This is a genomic window from Enterococcus sp. AZ126, assembly GCF_051714545.1.
Classification (GTDB): Bacteria; Bacillota; Bacilli; order Lactobacillales; family Enterococcaceae; genus Enterococcus_L.
In genome coordinates this window covers 389,480-407,978 of sequence record NZ_JBIOSB010000001.1, presented here as the reverse complement: position 1 = coordinate 407,978, position 18,499 = coordinate 389,480, and the positions used below count along the sequence as shown (strand labels likewise).

Annotated in this window: 16 protein-coding genes; all 16 read left to right on the top strand. The window is 35.1% G+C overall.

Annotation, left to right across the window (positions count from 1 at the left end; translation table 11 throughout):
• Positions 1-21: 21 nt before the first annotated feature.
• The 16 genes from IGI43_RS01965 (at position 22) to IGI43_RS01890 (ending at position 18,332) form a co-directional block, all read left to right on the top strand.
• A complete protein-coding gene (locus IGI43_RS01965; RefSeq protein WP_438756140.1) occupies positions 22-543 on the top strand; it encodes a flavodoxin in 522 nt (173 codons plus the stop codon).
• Between the two features lie 16 nt (positions 544-559).
• The gene (locus IGI43_RS01960) at positions 560-967 is read left to right on the top strand and encodes a cupin domain-containing protein (protein WP_438756139.1); all 408 of its coding nucleotides are present in this window, start codon (positions 560-562) and stop codon (positions 965-967) included.
• A gap of 29 nt (positions 968-996) precedes the next feature.
• Complete coding sequence (locus IGI43_RS01955) at positions 997-1,311, top strand: carboxymuconolactone decarboxylase family protein (protein ID WP_438756138.1); 315 nt, start codon at positions 997-999, stop codon at positions 1,309-1,311.
• Positions 1,312-1,349: 38 nt separating this feature from the next.
• Positions 1,350-2,504 carry an MFS transporter gene (locus IGI43_RS01950; protein WP_438756137.1) on the top strand — a complete coding sequence of 385 codons (1,155 nt, stop codon included), beginning with the start codon at positions 1,350-1,352 and terminating at the stop codon, positions 2,502-2,504.
• A 16-nt stretch (positions 2,505-2,520) separates the two neighbouring features.
• Entirely contained in the window at positions 2,521-3,264 is a 744-nt protein-coding gene (locus IGI43_RS01945; RefSeq protein ID WP_438756136.1) for a dihydrofolate reductase family protein, read from the top strand.
• Positions 3,257-3,991 (top strand): SDR family oxidoreductase, encoded by a 735-nt coding sequence (locus IGI43_RS01940; RefSeq protein ID WP_438756135.1) that lies wholly within the window; start codon positions 3,257-3,259, stop codon positions 3,989-3,991. The genes IGI43_RS01945 and IGI43_RS01940 overlap by 8 nt, the downstream gene beginning before the upstream one ends.
• Before the next feature lie 296 nt (positions 3,992-4,287).
• Positions 4,288-4,974, top strand: coding sequence for an alpha/beta hydrolase (locus tag IGI43_RS01935; RefSeq protein WP_438756134.1), 687 nt, complete (start codon positions 4,288-4,290; stop codon positions 4,972-4,974).
• A gap of 281 nt (positions 4,975-5,255) precedes the next feature.
• On the top strand, positions 5,256-6,497 hold the full coding sequence (locus tag IGI43_RS01930) for a sugar ABC transporter substrate-binding protein (protein ID WP_438756133.1): 1,242 nt from the start codon (positions 5,256-5,258) through the stop codon (positions 6,495-6,497).
• 117 nt (positions 6,498-6,614) lie between these two features.
• The gene (locus tag IGI43_RS01925; protein ID WP_438756132.1) at positions 6,615-7,499 is read left to right on the top strand and encodes a carbohydrate ABC transporter permease; all 885 of its coding nucleotides are present in this window, start codon (positions 6,615-6,617) and stop codon (positions 7,497-7,499) included.
• Between the two features lie 14 nt (positions 7,500-7,513).
• On the top strand, positions 7,514-8,344 hold the full coding sequence (locus IGI43_RS01920) for a carbohydrate ABC transporter permease (protein ID WP_438756131.1): 831 nt from the start codon (positions 7,514-7,516) through the stop codon (positions 8,342-8,344).
• 52 nt (positions 8,345-8,396) lie between these two features.
• Positions 8,397-10,544: a beta-glucosidase BglX gene (gene bglX, locus IGI43_RS01915; protein ID WP_438756130.1), complete on the top strand. Its 2,148-nt coding sequence runs from the start codon at positions 8,397-8,399 to the stop codon at positions 10,542-10,544.
• 14 nt (positions 10,545-10,558) lie between these two features.
• Positions 10,559-13,864, top strand: coding sequence for a GH36-type glycosyl hydrolase domain-containing protein (locus IGI43_RS01910; protein WP_438756128.1), 3,306 nt, complete (start codon positions 10,559-10,561; stop codon positions 13,862-13,864).
• Positions 13,865-13,877: 13 nt separating this feature from the next.
• Positions 13,878-14,849, top strand: coding sequence for a LacI family DNA-binding transcriptional regulator (locus IGI43_RS01905; RefSeq protein ID WP_438756127.1), 972 nt, complete (start codon positions 13,878-13,880; stop codon positions 14,847-14,849).
• 151 nt (positions 14,850-15,000) lie between these two features.
• Complete coding sequence (locus tag IGI43_RS01900) at positions 15,001-15,429, top strand: MarR family winged helix-turn-helix transcriptional regulator (protein ID WP_438756126.1); 429 nt, start codon at positions 15,001-15,003, stop codon at positions 15,427-15,429.
• 33 nt (positions 15,430-15,462) lie between these two features.
• Positions 15,463-16,368 carry a magnesium transporter CorA family protein gene (locus tag IGI43_RS01895; RefSeq protein WP_438756125.1) on the top strand — a complete coding sequence of 302 codons (906 nt, stop codon included), beginning with the start codon at positions 15,463-15,465 and terminating at the stop codon, positions 16,366-16,368.
• Between the two features lie 515 nt (positions 16,369-16,883).
• On the top strand, positions 16,884-18,332 hold the full coding sequence (locus tag IGI43_RS01890) for a DEAD/DEAH box helicase (protein ID WP_438756124.1): 1,449 nt from the start codon (positions 16,884-16,886) through the stop codon (positions 18,330-18,332).
• The last annotated feature ends 167 nt before the right edge of the window (positions 18,333-18,499 follow it).

The window sequence follows — 18,499 nt, the reverse complement described above, 5'->3', positions numbered from 1 at the left end:
AAGATAAAAGAAGGTGATCTAATGACGGCAATCGTCTATTTTTCTCGTCCTTTTGAAAATTTGATTGATGGAAAGAAAAAGTATTTACAGGTAGGAAATACGAAAATCGTTGCACAAAAAATTGCTAAAATACTCAATACTGAAATGTTTGAAATTCTTCCACAAATAGCTTATCCAGAAGCTTACGAAGAAGTGGTTACTCAAGCAGAACAGGAAAAAGGAACAAACAAGCGACCAAAATATCGACCATTCTCGCTTGACTTAGCAAACCATCAGACAATTTATCTAGGGTATCCCAATTGGTGGGGAACTTTTCCAATGATTGTTGCAACTTTTCTAGAGGAAAATGATTTATCAGGAAAAACTATTTATCCCTTCTGCACACATGAAGGTAGTGGAATGGGCAGTAGCATCAACGATCTAAAGAAATTATGTCCTGATTCGATGATCCGTATCGGCTTACCTATCCGTGGATCCAGAGTTGAGAAATCAACTATCGCAATCAAAAACTGGTTACAACATGAACAGTCAAAAATTAAATAAATTGGAGGAATAACGAATGGCAAAATTTGAAGAAGTAAAAAATGGTGTGATTTTCCCTGTGGGTGAAAAAAATGAGGCCTATGCGCAATATTTTATCGGTCAAAGCTACTTAAAAAACTTAATTGCAGATCCCAAGATCAATGTAGGGGTAGGCAATGTCACCTTTGAACCTGGTTGCCGCAATAATTGGCATATTCATCATGATGGGTTTCAACTGTTATTAGTAACTGGCGGTGAAGGTTGGTATCAAGAAGAAGGAAAAGCTGCGCAATTTTTAACTGCTGGAGATGTGATCGTTACCCATGACGGTGTGAAACATTGGCATGGTGCAGCAAAAGATAGCTGGTTTGAACATTTAGCAATTACAGCGGGCACGCCAGAATGGTTAGAGCCTGTTTCAGATGACTTATACAATCAATTATAAAAATGAATAAAAGATGGGAGTCTTACCTAATGAAAAAACAAACAGCTGGCAGAGATCAATTAGGTGCATTTGCACCAAAGTTTGCACAACTAAATGATGATGTGTTATTTGGTGAAGTATGGTCAAGAGAAGAACAACTTTCACCACGTGATCGTAGCATGATCACATGTTCAAGCTTACTAACTCAAGGTGCACCACAATTAGAAGCACATATGAAAATAGCAAAACAAAATGGTGTAACAAAAGAAGAAATGGTGGAATTGATCACTCATTTAGCTTTTTATACAGGATGGCCAAAAGCATGGTCAGCTTTTGCTCTAGCGAAAGAAATCTTTGGTGAATAAAAAAATATCTTTTGTGTATCTTAAAAGGAGATAGCCCAGTGAATAAAGTAACCAAACTTTCATTATTATCTGTTTCATTACTTGTCGTTTCAGGTGGAGCAATTGCTGCGAACATTCCAGCGATCATGATGGCTTATCCTACGATCGATCCTACTTTGATTGAATTGATTACTACAATTCCTTCTTTATTTATTATTTTAACTGTTCCTTTTAGCTATAAGGTTACTAAAAAATTTGGCTACAAACATTCTGTTCAGATCGGCATAGGAATTGTTTTGATTGCGGGAATTATGCCTGCATTTATTCCTTCATTTTGGCTTCTTTTTTTCAGTAGAATAGTATTTGGTATAGGAATTGGATTATTTAACCCGTTACTTTTTTCTTTAGCAGGAAAGCTGTATCAGGGAAAAGAACTGTCATCCGTAATTGGTTTTCAAAGTGCATTTGAAGGAATTGGCGGTATGATCATTACATTTACAGTAGGTCAATTATTGGTAATGAATTGGCGAAGTTCTTTTTTAGCGTATCTATTTGCGTTACCGATTTTTCTTTTGTTTACATGGTTTGTTCCAGATGTTTCAATTGAAAAGCAGGAAAATAGAAACGAGCCAGAGAATCAAAAAGTCAACTCTTCAACATATGGCTATATCGCTTTATTGATTCTAGTTGTAACCATTTATATGTCAGTTACAGTCAAAATCACGTCTTTATTGCTTGAAAAAGGGTTCGGAAATGCAACAGATGGTAGTAATTTAATGGCTTTAGTAGGATTAGGTGCCATGACTGCAGGGATGTTATTTGGAACGATCGTTACAATAACTAAGCAATGGACGTTACCGATTTCTTTTTTGACCCTAGGGATATCGATGTTTATGATTGCCTTTTCTCAAAATTTAGTGTCAATCTCATTTGCTGTGCTAATATGTGGTTTTTCCTTCCGCACATTTATCCCTTATTTATTTAATGAGGTGAATCAAGATACGAAAGGAAATTCAGAAAAAAGTACCTCTTTATTGTTGATCGGTTTTAATATTGGCGCAGCTTTTGCGCCCATCTCAATTTCTATATTAGGAAATATCCTCTCTTTGAATGAAAATACTGATATTTTTATTGCAGAAGGGAGCATTATGATTCTACTATCTTTGGGTACTCTATTCAGTATTGTAAGAAAAAAAGCAACAGCTAAAAGCTAAGAGGGGGACTAAAGTAATGAATAGACCAAAAATCATTTGCCATATGCTGACGTCTATCAACGGAAAAATCAGTGGTGATTATATGAGTTCAAAATACGCCATTACGGGTAGTGAAGTCTATGAAACAACCAACGACAGCTACCATAGTCAAGCATGGTTATGTGGTAGAGTCACGATGGAACAGAATTTTACTGATTTTCATAAACCTGAGTTAAAAGAAATAGAAACACCTTATCCTAGAACAGATTACGTTGCACAAGCAAAAGCCGAAATGTATATTGTCTCAGCGGATCCTTCTGGTAAAGTTGGTTGGACTGAAAACACTGTGAAATACGAAAATCGTCCAGAAGCCCATATTATTGAAATTTTAACTGATAAAGCCAGTGACGAGTATGTTACTTATCTTAGAGAGCGACAAATCTCTTATATTTTTGCAGGAAAAGAATTGATCGATTGTACACTTGCTTCAGAAAAATTATTGGCTTTATTTGGAATCGAAACATTAATGGTTTCAGGAGGTGGCTACATCAATTGGTCATTTTTACAAGAAGGGTTGGTCGATGAAGTGAGTATTATCATGACACCCGCGACAGATGGACGAACTGATACAAATACGATCTTTGAAAAAGCAAATCATTTACCTGAAATTGTATCAGTTGGGTTTAAATTGAAATCAGTAGATATTTTTGAAGAAGATACCTTGTGGTTGAGATATAACGTGGTTAATAAAGATATAAAAAGGAGTCAAACGTATGAATAATATAAAAGATAAAGTCGTAGTTATTACAGGTGCCTCATCAGGAATAGGGGAAGCAACTGCTCAGCTATTGATTGAAAACGGCGCAAAAGTCGTTCTAGGTGCGAGAAGAGAAGAGCGCTTGAAAGAACTTGTGAAAAAATTTGGTGACGATAGTACGTATGCTGTGACAGATGTTCGTAATCTCAAAGAAGTAAAAGCACTTGTTCAAGTTGCTAAAGAAAAATTTGGTAAGGTTGATGTTCTATTTGCAAATGCTGGAATCATGCCAGCTTCCAATATGAGTGAATTGAAAATAGAAGAGTGGAATGACATGGTGGATAGTAATATAAAAGGAGTGCTTAATTCACTAGCAGCTGTTTTACCGGAATTCACAACGCAAAAATCAGGTCATGTGATTACAACAAGCTCAATTGCTGGATTGAAAGTTTTCCCTGGTAATAGTGTCTATACTGGAACTAAACATGCAGTGCGCGCTATTATGGACGGTTTTAGGATGGAATCTGCAATGGAAGGAACCAATATCCGTACAACAACGCTTTATCCAGGAGCAATTGCGACAGAATTACTAGATACTATTTCTACTCCAGAAGTCAAGAGCGGAATGGAACAGTTTTATCAAATTGCAATCACACCAGATGCTGTGGCCGAAACTGTTTTGTTTGCAATTTCTCAACCTGATACTGTTGGAATTACTGAAATGACCATTTTACCGACACGGCAAGCATAGAAAAATTAAGAGAAGAACACAAATCTATCAATAGAGTGAATCAAAATAGATCGTGAAATAGAATGAATTCAATTTACGAAAAGTGAAATGTGGGTAATTTCCAGCATTTCACTTTTTTTTGTTTCATTTGTGATGAATGGATGCTAAATTTTTATTAATATTAGTAAAGAAGTGAAGATTATTTAGCGTCAATCAAGGTAAAATAATGTAATAAATGAAAAATTTTGATCGTCTGGTTTTTTATAAAACGATTATTTCTTTAATAAGCAAAATTATTTATAAGAAAGTAGGTCATAATGGGAAAACGAGCGATATTGATCATACATGGATTTGGTGGTAATGAGGAAGAAATCATGTATTTACACGAATACTTGGAGCAAAACAATCTTGATTCATTTTGGATTCGATTAACTGGACACGATGGAAATAAAAAAAACCTTTCAAAAGCCACAGCTAGCCAATGGATAAACGATGTTGAAAATAAATTAAATGAACTTGAACAAAATTACACGCAGATTACCTGTATTGGGTTTTCAATGGGTGGCTTATTAACAATTCAAGTATCAGATAGAGAGTCAGTGGATCAACTTATTTTATGCAGTACACCGATCTATCTTTATAATGCGAACATCATTATGCAAGATATTGTGCTGTCAATTATTGATAAAAATCAAGAAACATTAGATTATTACTTTAGCTCAACGCAAGCAACACCGATTCGTTCGTGTCTTCAATTTTTATCTTTACTTAAAAAAACAAAGCGTAAATTGAAAAAAGAAGCTTCTGGAACAACTAATAAAAAAATGCTTATTGTACAAAATAGACAGGATGAAACGACTTACTATAAGAGTGCGTATTACTTGGCGAAAGTCAGTAATGCGAACGTTTCTTTGAGAATGTATGAAAAAGGAAGACATCAGTTGTTTTTAGGAGAAAATAGAAGAATGGCAGTAAAGGATATTAAAGAATTTATCCTTCAATAATTGTTTAATGGTGGAATAATCAAAGACCTCATCGACGAAGTGACAAAGACGAAAATGAGGTTTTTTCTGTTTTTTTATTTAATAAGTATGGCTCTCATCTTATTAAAATGTATTGACTTAGAGGAGTTAGTGAAACGTTTTTATTTTGTTTTTGAATAGAGCTGTTATTTATGGTTGGAATGCTAGTTTTATTTATAAGAAAACGCTTGCTTTTCTTATAAATAAAGAATATAATCAATTTTGTAGAAACGTTTCACCAAATATTATTGAGGAGTGGAAGTATGAAATCATGGAAAAAGCTTTGCTTATTAGGAACAACTTTATTTGCAACTGTAGGTGTTATGGCAGCATGTTCTTCAGGAAATAAAGAAAGCGCTTCAGATGAGCTGACATTTTGGTACATGGGTGATGGTGATGAAGGAATCAAACCAATTATAAATGAATTTACGAAGGGATCAGGAATCAAAGTCAAAATCCAAAGTATTCCGTGGTCTACTTCAAGAGATAAATTACTAACGGCAGTCGCCTCTAAAGAAGGACCGGATGTTGTTCAAATGGGAACTACTTATATGAGTGAATTTGTTGATGCTGGGGCCTTGATGGATATAACAGAAGATGTGAAAAAAAGTGATGTTATGCAGTCAGATAATTTCTTCGATGGCTCTGTAGCGACAACTCAGTTTAGCGGTCAAACATATGCTGTACCTTGGTATACAGAAACTCGTGGATTGTATTATAGAAAAGATTTATTAGAAAGTGTAGGCTTTAAAAATGCGCCTAAAACATGGGATGAGTTAGCAGATGCAGCGAAAAAATTAGCAGCTCGTGGTGATAATAAATATGGTTTTGGAGTTGAACTAAAAGAACCTACTTTTGGTTTTATGTTTGCACGTCAAAATGGATCGAAACTATTTGGAAAAGAGGATGAACCTCTATTTAATCAACCTGAAATGGTCGATGCCTTAAAATTTTTAGACAAGTTAGTCCAAGATGGTTCTTCTCCTAAAACAGATTTAGGGTTAGAAATCGGCCAAAGTTTTGGTGGTGAAGGTGTTGTACCAATGTTTATTAGTGGTCCGTGGATGATTAATAGTATTAAAGATTCTGCTCCTGATATTGATGGAAAATGGGGCGTCGCTGAATTGCCGAAAGGTCCTGTGAATAATTTATCCGTGACAGGGGGAGCCAATTTAGCAGTGTTTGATAGTTCTAAGAAAAAAGAGGATGCGATGAAATTGATCGAATATCTTTCAAAACCTGAAAATCAAACTAAATTCTTTGAAAGTACTAATTCACTTCCAACAAATAAAGAATCATGGAATTCAGATGTATTTAAAAACGACCCATTGATTTCTGTTTTTGGAAAGCAACTAAATGAATCACAACCAATGCCATTATTGAAACAATGGGATGAAATCTCTCAAAACTTTATGAAGCAATGGGAACAAGTAGTTGTGAGTGGTAAAAATCTTCAAGAGGCAATGGACGAATTAAACGAACAAACAGAAAACTTGATTAAATAGTCTCAAGGAGTAATTGGAACAAGAGATTGAATAGATGATTATTCATTTGGCGAGTGAATCATATATGTAAACAGATCTTTTGTTCCTTTTATTGATTTAGCAAGGAGGAAAAGCACCATGAAAAAATCAAAATCGCCTTATTTTTTTATTGCTCCAGCTGTTGCATTATTACTTGTTTTTTCGATCATTCCAATTTTTATTGCGGTAACAATCAGTTTTACAGATATGAGTTTGGCTGGTTTAGCGGATTTTTCAAGAATCAATTTTGTTGGCTTTGATAATTATTTAACGATCTTTAACGACAAAGTGTTTGCTCAAGCAATGTTCAATACCGCCTATTATGTGATTATCGGCGTGCCGCTGGTGATTATTTCATCATTAGCTTTAGCTATTATGATCAATTTTGGTGAGAATAAATTTTTCTCTTTTATGCGTTTAGTTTTTTACAGCCCTTCGATCACGAATACAGTTGCAGTTTCTGTTGTTTGGATGTATTTATATAATCCAACGATCGGATTATTAAATCATCTCTTATCGTATTTACATGTTGGCCCAATAATGTGGCTGACAGATCCAAGTACATCGAAAATCTCACTGATTATCATAGCTGTTTGGAAAGCAATTGGATTGAATATGTTAATCTTTTTAGCTGCGATTCAAGGGATACCTAAAGAATATTATGAAGCAGCAGAAATCGATGGTGCCAATAAATGGCAGCAAATTTTAAAAATCACAGTTCCATTGCTGAAATTTTCGATTTTCTTTGTAACGGTGACAACTTTAATTGGTTGGTTCCAATTCTTTGATGAACCCTTTGTTATGACTAAGGGTGGACCACTAGACAGTACGTTATCCGTTGCTCTGTTTATTTACCAAAGAGGCTTCCAATACAATAAATTTGGATATGCAGCGGCAGGATCTGTAATTTTATTTATCGCGATCATCATTGTGACCAGTATCCAAATGAAAATTCAAACAAAACAAAAAGAAAATGAAGGGTAAAAGGAGAGAACGATATGAATTCACATAAAAATGCGCAAATGAGTTTTAAGCTTTTTATCGGTATCCTCTTAGGCGTTCTGGGTATTATGACCTTTTTCCCATTTCTTTGGATGATTTTTTCTTCATTTAAAACTAATGCGGAAATCAATCAAATTGTTCCTAGTTTATTTCCAAAAAATGCAACACTTGATAATTTTAAGGAACTTTTTATCAAACTTAACTTTGGGACTTATCTTAAAAATACGTTGATTATAACGGCCTGTTCATTTATTGGTTTATTATTGAATGCTATGGCAGGCTATGGTTTTGCCAAATTTGATTTTAAAGGAAAAAATGGCCTTTTTCTAATGGTGTTAGCGACAATGATGATTCCAGGTCAAGTCACGATGATTCCCGTTTATTTGTTGTTGAACTCAGTTGGTTTGACAAATACTTTGATTGGAATTGTATTACCTGGACTTGCTGGTGCATTTGGAATCTTTCTGTTCAGGCAGTTTATGAACACTATTTCAAATGAAATGCTAGAAGCGGCAAGATTAGATGGAGCCAGTGAATGGTTCATCTTTTTCAAAATCATCTTACCTTTAAGTCGTCCCATCTTAGCTGTTCAAGGAATATTGACTTTCATCGGAGGCTGGAATTCTTTCTTATGGCCGTTGATCATTGCCAATGATGAAAAATACTATACATTATCCGTTGGTTTACAATTATTACAAGGACAACATGGGACAAATTATGCCTTACAAATGGCAGGTGCGACGTTTATGGTCATTCCGATTTTGATTGTATTTTCCATTTTTCAAAAATACATTTTACAAGGGTTTAATGTCTCTGGAATAAAATAAACAATAAAAATAAAAATCTTCCCCAAAATAATATAAGAAAAGGTGAACTAATTTGGAGCAAAAACAATTGATCGATTTACTGAAACAAATGACATTAGAAGAAAAAATAGGACAATTACTTCAATTAGCAGCAGAATTTTATTCTGAAAAAGCGGAGGAAAAAACAGGACCGATGACGGATCTTGGTTTGACGCATGAAGATATCAATAATGCAGGAACAACACTTGGAATTTCAGGTGCAAAAGAAGCAATTCGTGTGCAAAAAGCGTATATGGAAAACAATCGCTTAGGAATCCCAACGATTCTAATGGCTGATATCATTCATGGCTTCCGTACGATATTCCCAATTCCTCTTGGTTTAGGCAGTTCATGGGATATTGAAGCAGCTAAAAAAGTTGCAGAAGTTTCCGCGAAAGAAGCTGCTGTATCAGGTTTACATGTGACATTTTCACCAATGGTCGATTTAGTTCGTGATCCGCGTTGGGGGCGTGTGATGGAGTCAACAGGAGAGGATCCTTTTTTAAACAGTCGTTTTGCGGAAGCGTTTGTTAAAGGGTACCAAGGCGATGATTTAAAAAATGACTTTTTCACAGTGGCTGCTTGTGTCAAACATTTTGCAGCCTATGGTGCAGCAATCGGTGGACGCGATTATAACACAGTGAACATGTCTGAAAGACAGTTGAGAGATAGTTATTTACCTGGTTATAAAGCGGCACTTGATGCAGGTGCAAAGCTAGTAATGACGTCTTTTAACACGGTAGATGGGGTTCCAGCGACAGGGAATAAATGGTTATTTAGAGAAGTCTTGAGAAAAGAGTTTGGCTTTGACGGTGTTGTGATTTCTGATTGGGGCGCAGTGATTGAGTTGATTCCTCATGGTGTAGCACAAGATAAAAAACAAGCAGCGGAACTTGCCATTAAAGCCGGTGTTGATATTGAAATGATGACGACTTGTTATATCGAAAGTCTACAAGAATTGGTCGAAGAAAAAATAGTAGATGAAGCAGTGATAGATGAAGCTGTTTTACGAATCCTCACATTGAAAAACGATTTAGGTTTATTCGAAAATCCTCATAGAGGAGCTGATGTGACCTTAGAAAAAGAAGTTATTTTATCAAAAGAACATCGTGCCATTGCAAGAGAGGTGGCAAGAAAATCAATTGTCTTATTGAAAAATGAGACTATTTTACCACTATCAAAACAAGAAAAAGTGGCTATTGTAGGTCCTGCAGCTAGCTCGGATGATGTCATCGGGGTTTGGTCTTGGCAAGGTAAAAAGGAAGAAGCGATTTCGTTAGCGCAAGGAGTTTCTCAACTTGATGCAGAGTATGTGATTGGAAAAGAAGTGTTTGATTATTTCGAGCCAAGTCAAGCGGCAATCAATGAGGCGGTTACTTTAGCCAAAGAAGCGGATAAAGTTGTCTTAGCACTTGGAGAACAAGATTGGATGAGTGGGGAAGCTTCGAGTCGTAGTGATATTCGTTTACCGCAAGCACAACTAGATTTATTTAAAGCAGTCCAAGAAGTAAATCCTAATATCATTGTGACCCTGTACAATGGTCGTCCGTTAGATCTACAAGGAATTGATTCAGCAAAAGCAATCGTTGAAGCTTGGTTTCCTGGAACAGAGGGAGGTTCAGCTTTAGCAGATATTTTATATGGAGAATACAATCCAACTGCCCGTTTAAGTATGTCATTTCCAGAAACAGTTGGACAAGTGCCTGTGTACTATAATTATGATAATACGGGCAGACCCTACAAATCGGGTGACGAAAAATACGTAACAAAATATTTGGATGTGTCGAATTTCGCTAAATATCCCTTTGGTTTTGGTTTAAGTTATAGTGAATTTGCCTACACTGATTTTACATTAAGCTCAGATGAAATGACTCCGACAGAAACAATTACGGTTTCTATTACTGTTGAAAATCAATCGTCTATCACAGGCCAAGAAACGGTTCAATTGTACATTCGGGATCAAGTTGGGGAGGTTGTTCGTCCAGTGAAAGAATTAAAGGGCTTCGAAAAAGTAACGTTGCAACCTTATGAAAAAAAGAACGTTCAATTTACAATTAGTGAAGAACTGTTACGTTATGTTCATGGTGATCAAACTTATGCTAGTGATGCTGGCATGTTTGATGTCATGATTGGGTCAAACAGCAGAGATACTTTAACAAAAACGTTTAAATTATTGAAATAGATAGGAAGAGTGAGATGACGTATCACAAACGAACAATTAAAAATGGTGAGACAATAGTTTCGTTTTTAGAAACTGGTGACCTTTACGAAATACTACATGAAAATATCATGATCAATCAACTACATGGAAATGCATTAGATGGTAGTTGTAATCAGCTTTATTTACGAGTTCACGAAAAAAGCGGTATTCAAACAGCATCAATGGTTGGTTCGAATTCAGCGAGTAAATTTCAATTTGGAAACGAACAAGCAACTTGGATCGGTCAGTTTTTAGGTGTGTCTTATCAAGTAGATTTTCGTCTAGCGGAAACTGGTATTTGGTTTTGGCAAGTAACTTTGTCAGGTTCTGGTCAAAAAGTTGAGGTCATTTACGGACAAGATCTTGGAAATGCAACAAAAGGTGCTGTCCGCTCGAATGAGGCTTATATGTCCCAATATTTAGACCATCATGTCACAAAAGAGAATGGAACAATTACTATTTCTTCAAGACAAAACCAACCGCAAGATGGTCATTTTCCAGTGATCGAGCAAGGAAGTTTAAATCCGTTGGTGAGCTTTTCGACGGATGGTTATCAATTTTTCGGTCGTGAGTATAAAGAAACCAATCAAGCAAAAGCATTCAAGCAAGAGTATTTATCAAATGAAGTATATCAGTATGAATTTGCTTATATTGCATTACAAACCGAAATCTATGAACTAACCGAACAACAAACAAAGCTGGTATTTTATGGCGCTCCAATAAAGAATCAAGCACAAGTAATTGAAAAACCACTGATTTCTTTAGCAGATATCAAAAAAAGCTATGAAACACTAAAATTTGGCGTAATCGAGGAACAAGGAACAACCAGTTCAAAGAAACTAGGTAAACCAATTACAGGTAAAACACTAACGGATAAAGAGCGTAATGAATTATTTCCACATCAAAACTTAGTTGAAATAATAGATGGAAACGTGGCTTCTTTCTTTACAGAAAGTTACCATCATGTGGTTTTGAAAGAAAAAGAAGTCGCTATGGAAAGAGCACACGGACATATTCTATTAAGTGGGACTGAACTAAGTGTAGAGCGACCAATACTCAGCACAACCGTTTATATGTATGGTCTATTTAATTCTCAAGTCGTTTTAGGAAACACTTCAATGAATAAATTAATGAGCAATAGTCGAAATTCATTAAACCTCCTAAAACAGTCTGGACAAAGAATTTATATCAAAGAAGGCGAAAATTGGCGAATATTGACAATGCCATCTGCGTTTGTAATGGGATTAAACTCGGCCACATGGTATTATAAATTAGAGAATGATATAATTAAAGTGAGAACCTATACGCTATGTGATACCAAAGAAGTTCGTACAAAAGTTACAAGTCAACAAGGGTTGAGCTATACGTTTGCTGTGACCAATCAATTGATAATGAACGCTGATGAAGATGAACCTGCATACAACGTGACCAAAGTAAATGAATTGGTGACTGTAAAAGCTTCGACTAATTCAGTGATCCATGAAGAGTATCCTGATTTAACGTATTATTTTTCCTTAGATAAATCGTTTGAATTGACCGATGAAGGGTTGTTTTTATCTGATGGATCCGCAGAAATTTTAACGACTTTTGTGATTGAAGAACAACAAGAATTTTCGATGCATATTCAAGGTAGCTTAACTGGAGAAGCATTCAAAAAAATAGAGACCACATATAAGAAGGAAAATGATCAATTCCTGAACTTTATTAATGGCTTATTAAATAACTTCCAATTAACACACGAAACAGAAGATGTTGAGTCGATGAATGTCTTGTCGCGTTGGTATACACATAACATGCTGGTGCATTATCTTTCTCCTCATGGATTAGAACAGTATGGAGGAGCAGCATGGGGAACACGGGACGTTTCACAAGGACCAACAGAATTTTTCTTTGCAGTCAATCGTCCAGAAGTCGTGCGTTCAATCATAAAAAACGTTTATGCCAATCAATTTGAAGATGATGGAAATTGGCCCCAGTGGTTTATGTTTGATCGATATGAAAAACAAAAAGCGGATGAAAGTCACGGAGATGTGATCGTTTGGCCAATGAAAATAGTCGCTGATTATTTAGCTAAAACAAAAGATTTCGGAATTTTAGATGAAATGATTCCTTACACAGATCGTAAAACGTTCTTGAAAACCAAAGAGACCTATACCTTGTTTGATCATGTAAAAAAAGAAATTCAATTCATTGAAGACAACTTTTTACAAGGAACGTATTTATCTTGTTATAGCGATGGTGATTGGGACGATACCTTACAACCGTATGATAACAAGTTGAAAAAATATATGGCAAGTAGCTGGACCGTTGCCTTGACGTATCAAGTTATAAAAAAATTGGCTAGCTTATTATCAGAAGTTGATGCTGTATACGGTGAACATTTAGAGAAATTGTCTGTCAATATAAAAAAAGACTTTGAAACGTATATTTTATCTGATCAAACAATTCCAGGTTTTGTTTATATGGAAGATACAAATCATGTTGAATTTATGATTCATCCAATCGATAAGAAAACTGGCATTCAATACCGTTTGTTACCAATGACCCGGAGTATGATCGCTGAATTATTAACCGCTGAACAAGCCAAACATCATTATGCGATTATCAAGGAGCATTTGCAATTTCCTGATGGTGTCCGCTTGATGAATCGGCCAGCTACTTATAAAGGTGGCGTAAGCACCAACTTTAAGCGTGCAGAACAATCAGCTAATTTTGGCCGTGAAATTGGATTACAGTATGTTCATGCGCATATTCGTTTCACAGAAGCGATGGCAAAGCTCGGTGAAGCAGATGAAACGTGGCGGGCTTTGAATGTAATTAATCCAATTCAACTAAAAGAACATGTCAAAAATGCCGAAATACGACAAGCGAATGTGTACTTCAGTAGTTCTGATGGAGACTTTAAAACTAGATACGATGCGCAAGAAAACTTTGGTAAACTAAAAGAAGGTAGTGTTGGTGTCAAAGGCGGCTGGCGGATTTATTCTAGCGGACCTGGTATTTATCTGAATCAACTATTAAGCAACGTCTTAGGGATACGAGAAGATAGTGAAAATGTGATTTTTGATCCAGTATTGCCAAAAGAGTTAAACGGATTGGCAATGATTTATCAAATAGCGAATAAAGAAGTAAATGTTGTGTTTCATTTACAAAGTCAAAAGGCAACCGTTGTAGCAAATGGAACAGAACTACCTGTAAAACGAGAAAAAAATCCGTATCGTCAAGGCGGACTGATTGTCTCTTTAGAAAAACTCAATGCTTGCTTGGACAAGAGTGAAAATCAACTAGATATTTATTGTTAGGAGATGAGCGTACATGGTAGGAATCAAAGAAATTGCAAAAAAAGCAGGTGTATCGATCTCAACTGTTTCTTATGCGTTAAATGGTAGTCCAAAAGTCACTGAAGCAACTCGAGCAAAAATCCAAGCGATTGCAGAGGAATTGGACTATGTTCCTAACATGGCTGCTCGAACTCTAAAAAGGCAGCAAACCAATATAATCGGTGTTTATCTAGCTGATTATGGAGGAAGCTTTTATGGTGAATTATTGGATGGTATTAAAATAGGACTGGAAGCACAGAACTTTGAAATGATCGTTTGCAGTGGGAATAAATCACATTTGTTTATTCCCGAGCGAATGATTGATGGTGCAATCATTCTTGACTGGACGTTTAAGAATAAAGAAATCGAACAATACGCAGGACGAGGGCATTACTTAGTCATTTTAGATCGTATGATCACGCATGAAAATGTACGTAAAGTGTTACTAGATAATAAAGGCGGTGCAACATTAGCAATTGAAAAAGCTGTTGCCAGCCAAACAGAAAAAATGTTTTTAGTCTCTGGACCTAAAAAAAGCTATGATGGTCAAGAACGATTAAGTGCTAGTATCAAAGAATTAGAGCGGTTTGGTATTGATTATGAGATTATCTCAGGTGATTTTACAGAATCTTCTGGATATCGGGCAGCTAAGGAAATCATGGAGAAAAATCCAACATTTCCTGTTGATATTTTTGCGTTAAATGATGAGATGGCCATTGGTATTTACAAATATTTCAAGGAAACACCTTACGAAATTGGCCACGAAATTCGCTTGCTCGGCTTTGATAATATTGATATAAGTGCGTTTGTTCAACCACGATTAGCAACAATTTCATATTCTAAACACCGTTGGGGAATGCTAGCAGCTGAAAAAATCATCCAATTGATTGCTGGAGAAGAAACTGAAGATGATCATATTTACACGAGTTTTATAGAAGGAGCTTCATTTCCTGCGAGGAATGAATAAAGATATTATTTGGTTAGAGAGAACTAAATAGAATAGTTTAAGAGGGTACACCGAAATAGATGCTTGATTTCGGTGTACCCTCTTAACTATATATTAAACAGTTGTAAAATGAACTATTTTGATTTAAACTATTTATCAAGAGGTGATAATCATGATTTCTGATCGAGATAGTTTAGCTGAAACTGTTTATATTCTAAGTATTTTGCAACAAAATTATGTAGTATCAAAATTAAAGACATTACAACTAAATAGCATACAAGCGCGTAGCCTAAGTTATATTTCTATTCACCCAGGAACGATACAACGTGATGTAGCAGATTATTTAGGTAAAAAACAAGCTACGATTACAAATATTTTAAAAGGGTTAGAGGAGCGGCAACTTGTTTATCGTGAAATCCCAAAAGACAATGAAAGACAAAAAAATATCTTTCTTACGAATGAAGGAAAACAAGTAGTTGACCAAGTACATCTACTTTTTGAAAAGCTAGATGAAAAATTTCGAAAGGGTTTAACGAATGAAGAACAAAAACAGCTAAAAACGATCCTAGCCAAAGCTGAAAAAAATTTTAAGGAAAAATAGTTCGATTTTTTACAATAAAAAGGAGATGGTTGTATGATCACAGAAAAGAAATTTGGTAATGGAGACAATGTTTGGATCAATATTGATTCCGATCAAATTGCAAGTGACTCAGAATTATATAAACAATATGGTATCGACAATGAGATTATATCTTATGCTTTGGATAAAAATGAACGGGCCCGTATCGAATACAACAATGAATTAAAAACATTTATCCTAATTTATAATGTTCCGCAAAAGAAAAAGGATAACCACCATTATGAAGCAATCCCAATGACATTTTTGATTAAAAATAAGCAATTATTGACAATAACAAATAGTGGAAATGACTATATTATCGATTATATGGAAAAATATTTACAAAACAATGCGGATAGTTCTGTTTATAAATTTTTATTTTCGAGTTTATTCTTGATTACAGATAAATTTTTTCCTGTCATCGAAGAGATGAATAGCGAACGAAATCAAATCAATGATATGCTAAAAGAAAAAACAACTAAAAAGAATTTATTATCACTCTCAGATGTAGAAACAGGTGTTGCTTATTTTATTTCTGCTACAAAACAAAATACTGTGCTGTTAGAACAAATAAAAACCAACGTCATTTTTCAATCATTGAATGATGTAGAAAAAGAACAATGGGAAGATACGTTGATTGAAGCAAGACAATTAGTAGAGATGGCACAATTGACGTCACAAGTGCTTCAGCAATTATCAGGAACTTACAATAATATTTTAAATAATAATTTAAATGATACAATGAAAATTTTGACTGTATTGTCTATTTTATTAACAATACCAACCATTGTGACCGGTTTTTTCGGGATGAATATGCCATTGCCTTTGGAACATAATATTCTAGGTTGGATGATTGCTATCGGGATTAGTTTGATTGGCTGGTTCGGTTTATCATTTGTCTTACGTCTTATATTAAAATAAGGAAACAAGTATGTGGTGAGCAACAAAAGTGAGATCACTATAAGTTACTCACACTACATATGAATAGGTGGCTTAGGAAGAAGTAATACTTTTTTGTTCAACGCTTTTTTGAAGTTTACAAATGCTTGGATTATTTTTTTCTTAAGTGTTTAATAAAAATTATGATTGCTAAGATCGCTAAGAGTGAACCTATGACCCATGGAATCATGAACGCTAATTCTGCATCTACCATGTGTATTCCCCCGTTCTTATTTAATGACTGATGTTGGATCGTTTCCCCAACCTATAATACATTTTAATCGTAAAGGGCATAATAATCCATTAGGAACTATCAATCATTTTTTATAAACATAATCTAGCCTCTTGCAGTTCAATGACTTTTCAGGGATAATAAGGAACTGAGTCTAAAAAGCTAAAACGATTTAGATAATTAATCCTAAAAATACGTTCGCACTGAAATAAATTAGATGATGTGTAGGATGATTTGATCAATAACATAGAAGAATGGGGAAACAATGGACAAAACAAATTTCAGTACCTATGCAATAAGTGAGGTACTCCTAAGAGCAATTTCAGATTTGGGGTATGAAACACCAACGCCAGTTCAACAAGCTGTGATCCCGGCAGTCTTGAATGGAAAAGATGTTTTAGTCCAATCACAGACCGGTAGCGGTAAAACAGCTAGTTTTGGTATCCCGCTTTGTGAAAAAGTAGAATGGACCGAAAACAAACCTCAAGTTCTTGTTTTGGAACCAACTAGAGAATTAGCTCAGCAAGTGCAAGAAGATTTGATCAATATCGGTCGCTATAAACGAATAAAAGCTACAGCAGTTTATGGAAAAGCATCCTATGTTAAACAAAAATCGGAATTAAAGCAAAAGAGCCATATCGTTGTAGGAACGCCTGGTCGTGTGCTTGATCATATAAAAAAAGGCTCCTTACCTCTTGAGAAAATCAATTGCTTAGTGATTGATGAGGCAGATGAAATGTTGAATATGGGGTTTATAGATCAAGTAAAAGAGATCATCCAAGCCTTGCCAGAAGCAAAAAATACAATGCTATTTTCTGCAACAATGCCACAAACGATCGAACAAATGAGTCGTTCGTATCTGAATGAACCAATCGTTGTGAAAATCGAAGCTACAGAAAAAACGATTCCAAAAATTCAACATGCTTTTTTAGAGACAACAGATGAGAATAAATTAGCTGCATTAGAAGCCGTGACCATCGTCGAAAATCCAGATACATGTATCATTTTTGGAAATACACAAGAGAAAGTCAATGACACGTATGATTTCTTGGTCAAAGCAGGATATCCAGTCGGAAAATTACATGGTGGTATGATGCAGGAAGACCGTTTTGAAGTAATGGATGCGTTTAGAAAAGGCAAGTTTCGTTACCTCATAGCAACAGATGTAGCGGCTCGAGGCATCGATATTGAAAATATCACTCATGTCATCAACTTAGATGTACCTTTTGAAAAAGAAAGTTATATCCATCGTGTTGGCCGTACTGGTCGTGCTGGTAAAGAGGGCTTTGCATTAACGTTTGTCACACCAAAAGAAATGGCTTTGAAAAAAGAAATCGAATCATTTGGCGCATTTACAATGACCAAAATCACTTTACCCAATGCTAAACTTGTAGCAAGAAGTAAAGCTGCTTTCGAAAAAAAAATAACCACAAAGCAAAAACCAAAGCATCAAAAAGCGAAACGCGTAAATGAAGAAATTACCAAAGTTTATTTTAATGGCGGCAAAAAAAAGAAATTACGAGCATTAGATTTTGTAGGAACTCTCTCAAATATTGAAGGAATTACTGCAGAAGATATTGGAATCATTACTATTCAAGAAAATGTGACCTATGTTGATATTTTAAATGGAAAAGGGCAACTGGTCATTCAAGCAATGAAAGATCGAACAATCAAAGGCAAGCAATTGAAAGTACACGTAGCAAGAAAAAAATAATAAAAAATAGACATAACGCCATTTTACTGAGTTATGTCTATTTTTTATGTATATAATTAGTGAGTAAATTGTCTATAAAGATTCACTATCTCGACTATTTATCTAAATAGCTACCTAAATTTTAAAAAAGAATAAACCCTAATTTTTCATTAAGAAAGCCATCGTAA

What these genes read in the sequence shown, in the direction of transcription:
- IGI43_RS01905 (WP_438756127.1), top strand. Translation starts at nt 13,878, where the DNA reads ATGGTAGGAATCAAAGAAATTGCAAAAAAAGCAGGTGTATCGATCTCA.
- IGI43_RS01920 (WP_438756131.1), top strand. Translation starts at nt 7,514, where the DNA reads ATGAATTCACATAAAAATGCGCAAATGAGTTTTAAGCTTTTTATCGGT.
- IGI43_RS01900 (WP_438756126.1), top strand. Translation starts at nt 15,001, where the DNA reads ATGATTTCTGATCGAGATAGTTTAGCTGAAACTGTTTATATTCTAAGT.
- IGI43_RS01940 (WP_438756135.1), top strand. Translation starts at nt 3,257, where the DNA reads ATGAATAATATAAAAGATAAAGTCGTAGTTATTACAGGTGCCTCATCA.
- IGI43_RS01890 (WP_438756124.1), top strand. Translation starts at nt 16,884, where the DNA reads ATGGACAAAACAAATTTCAGTACCTATGCAATAAGTGAGGTACTCCTA.
- IGI43_RS01925 (WP_438756132.1), top strand. Translation starts at nt 6,615, where the DNA reads ATGAAAAAATCAAAATCGCCTTATTTTTTTATTGCTCCAGCTGTTGCA.
- IGI43_RS01955 (WP_438756138.1), top strand. Translation starts at nt 997, where the DNA reads ATGAAAAAACAAACAGCTGGCAGAGATCAATTAGGTGCATTTGCACCA.
- IGI43_RS01895 (WP_438756125.1), top strand. Translation starts at nt 15,463, where the DNA reads ATGATCACAGAAAAGAAATTTGGTAATGGAGACAATGTTTGGATCAAT.
- IGI43_RS01945 (WP_438756136.1), top strand. Translation starts at nt 2,521, where the DNA reads ATGAATAGACCAAAAATCATTTGCCATATGCTGACGTCTATCAACGGA.
- IGI43_RS01935 (WP_438756134.1), top strand. Translation starts at nt 4,288, where the DNA reads ATGGGAAAACGAGCGATATTGATCATACATGGATTTGGTGGTAATGAG.
- IGI43_RS01965 (WP_438756140.1), top strand. Translation starts at nt 22, where the DNA reads ATGACGGCAATCGTCTATTTTTCTCGTCCTTTTGAAAATTTGATTGAT.
- IGI43_RS01910 (WP_438756128.1), top strand. Translation starts at nt 10,559, where the DNA reads ATGACGTATCACAAACGAACAATTAAAAATGGTGAGACAATAGTTTCG.
- IGI43_RS01930 (WP_438756133.1), top strand. Translation starts at nt 5,256, where the DNA reads ATGAAATCATGGAAAAAGCTTTGCTTATTAGGAACAACTTTATTTGCA.
- IGI43_RS01960 (WP_438756139.1), top strand. Translation starts at nt 560, where the DNA reads ATGGCAAAATTTGAAGAAGTAAAAAATGGTGTGATTTTCCCTGTGGGT.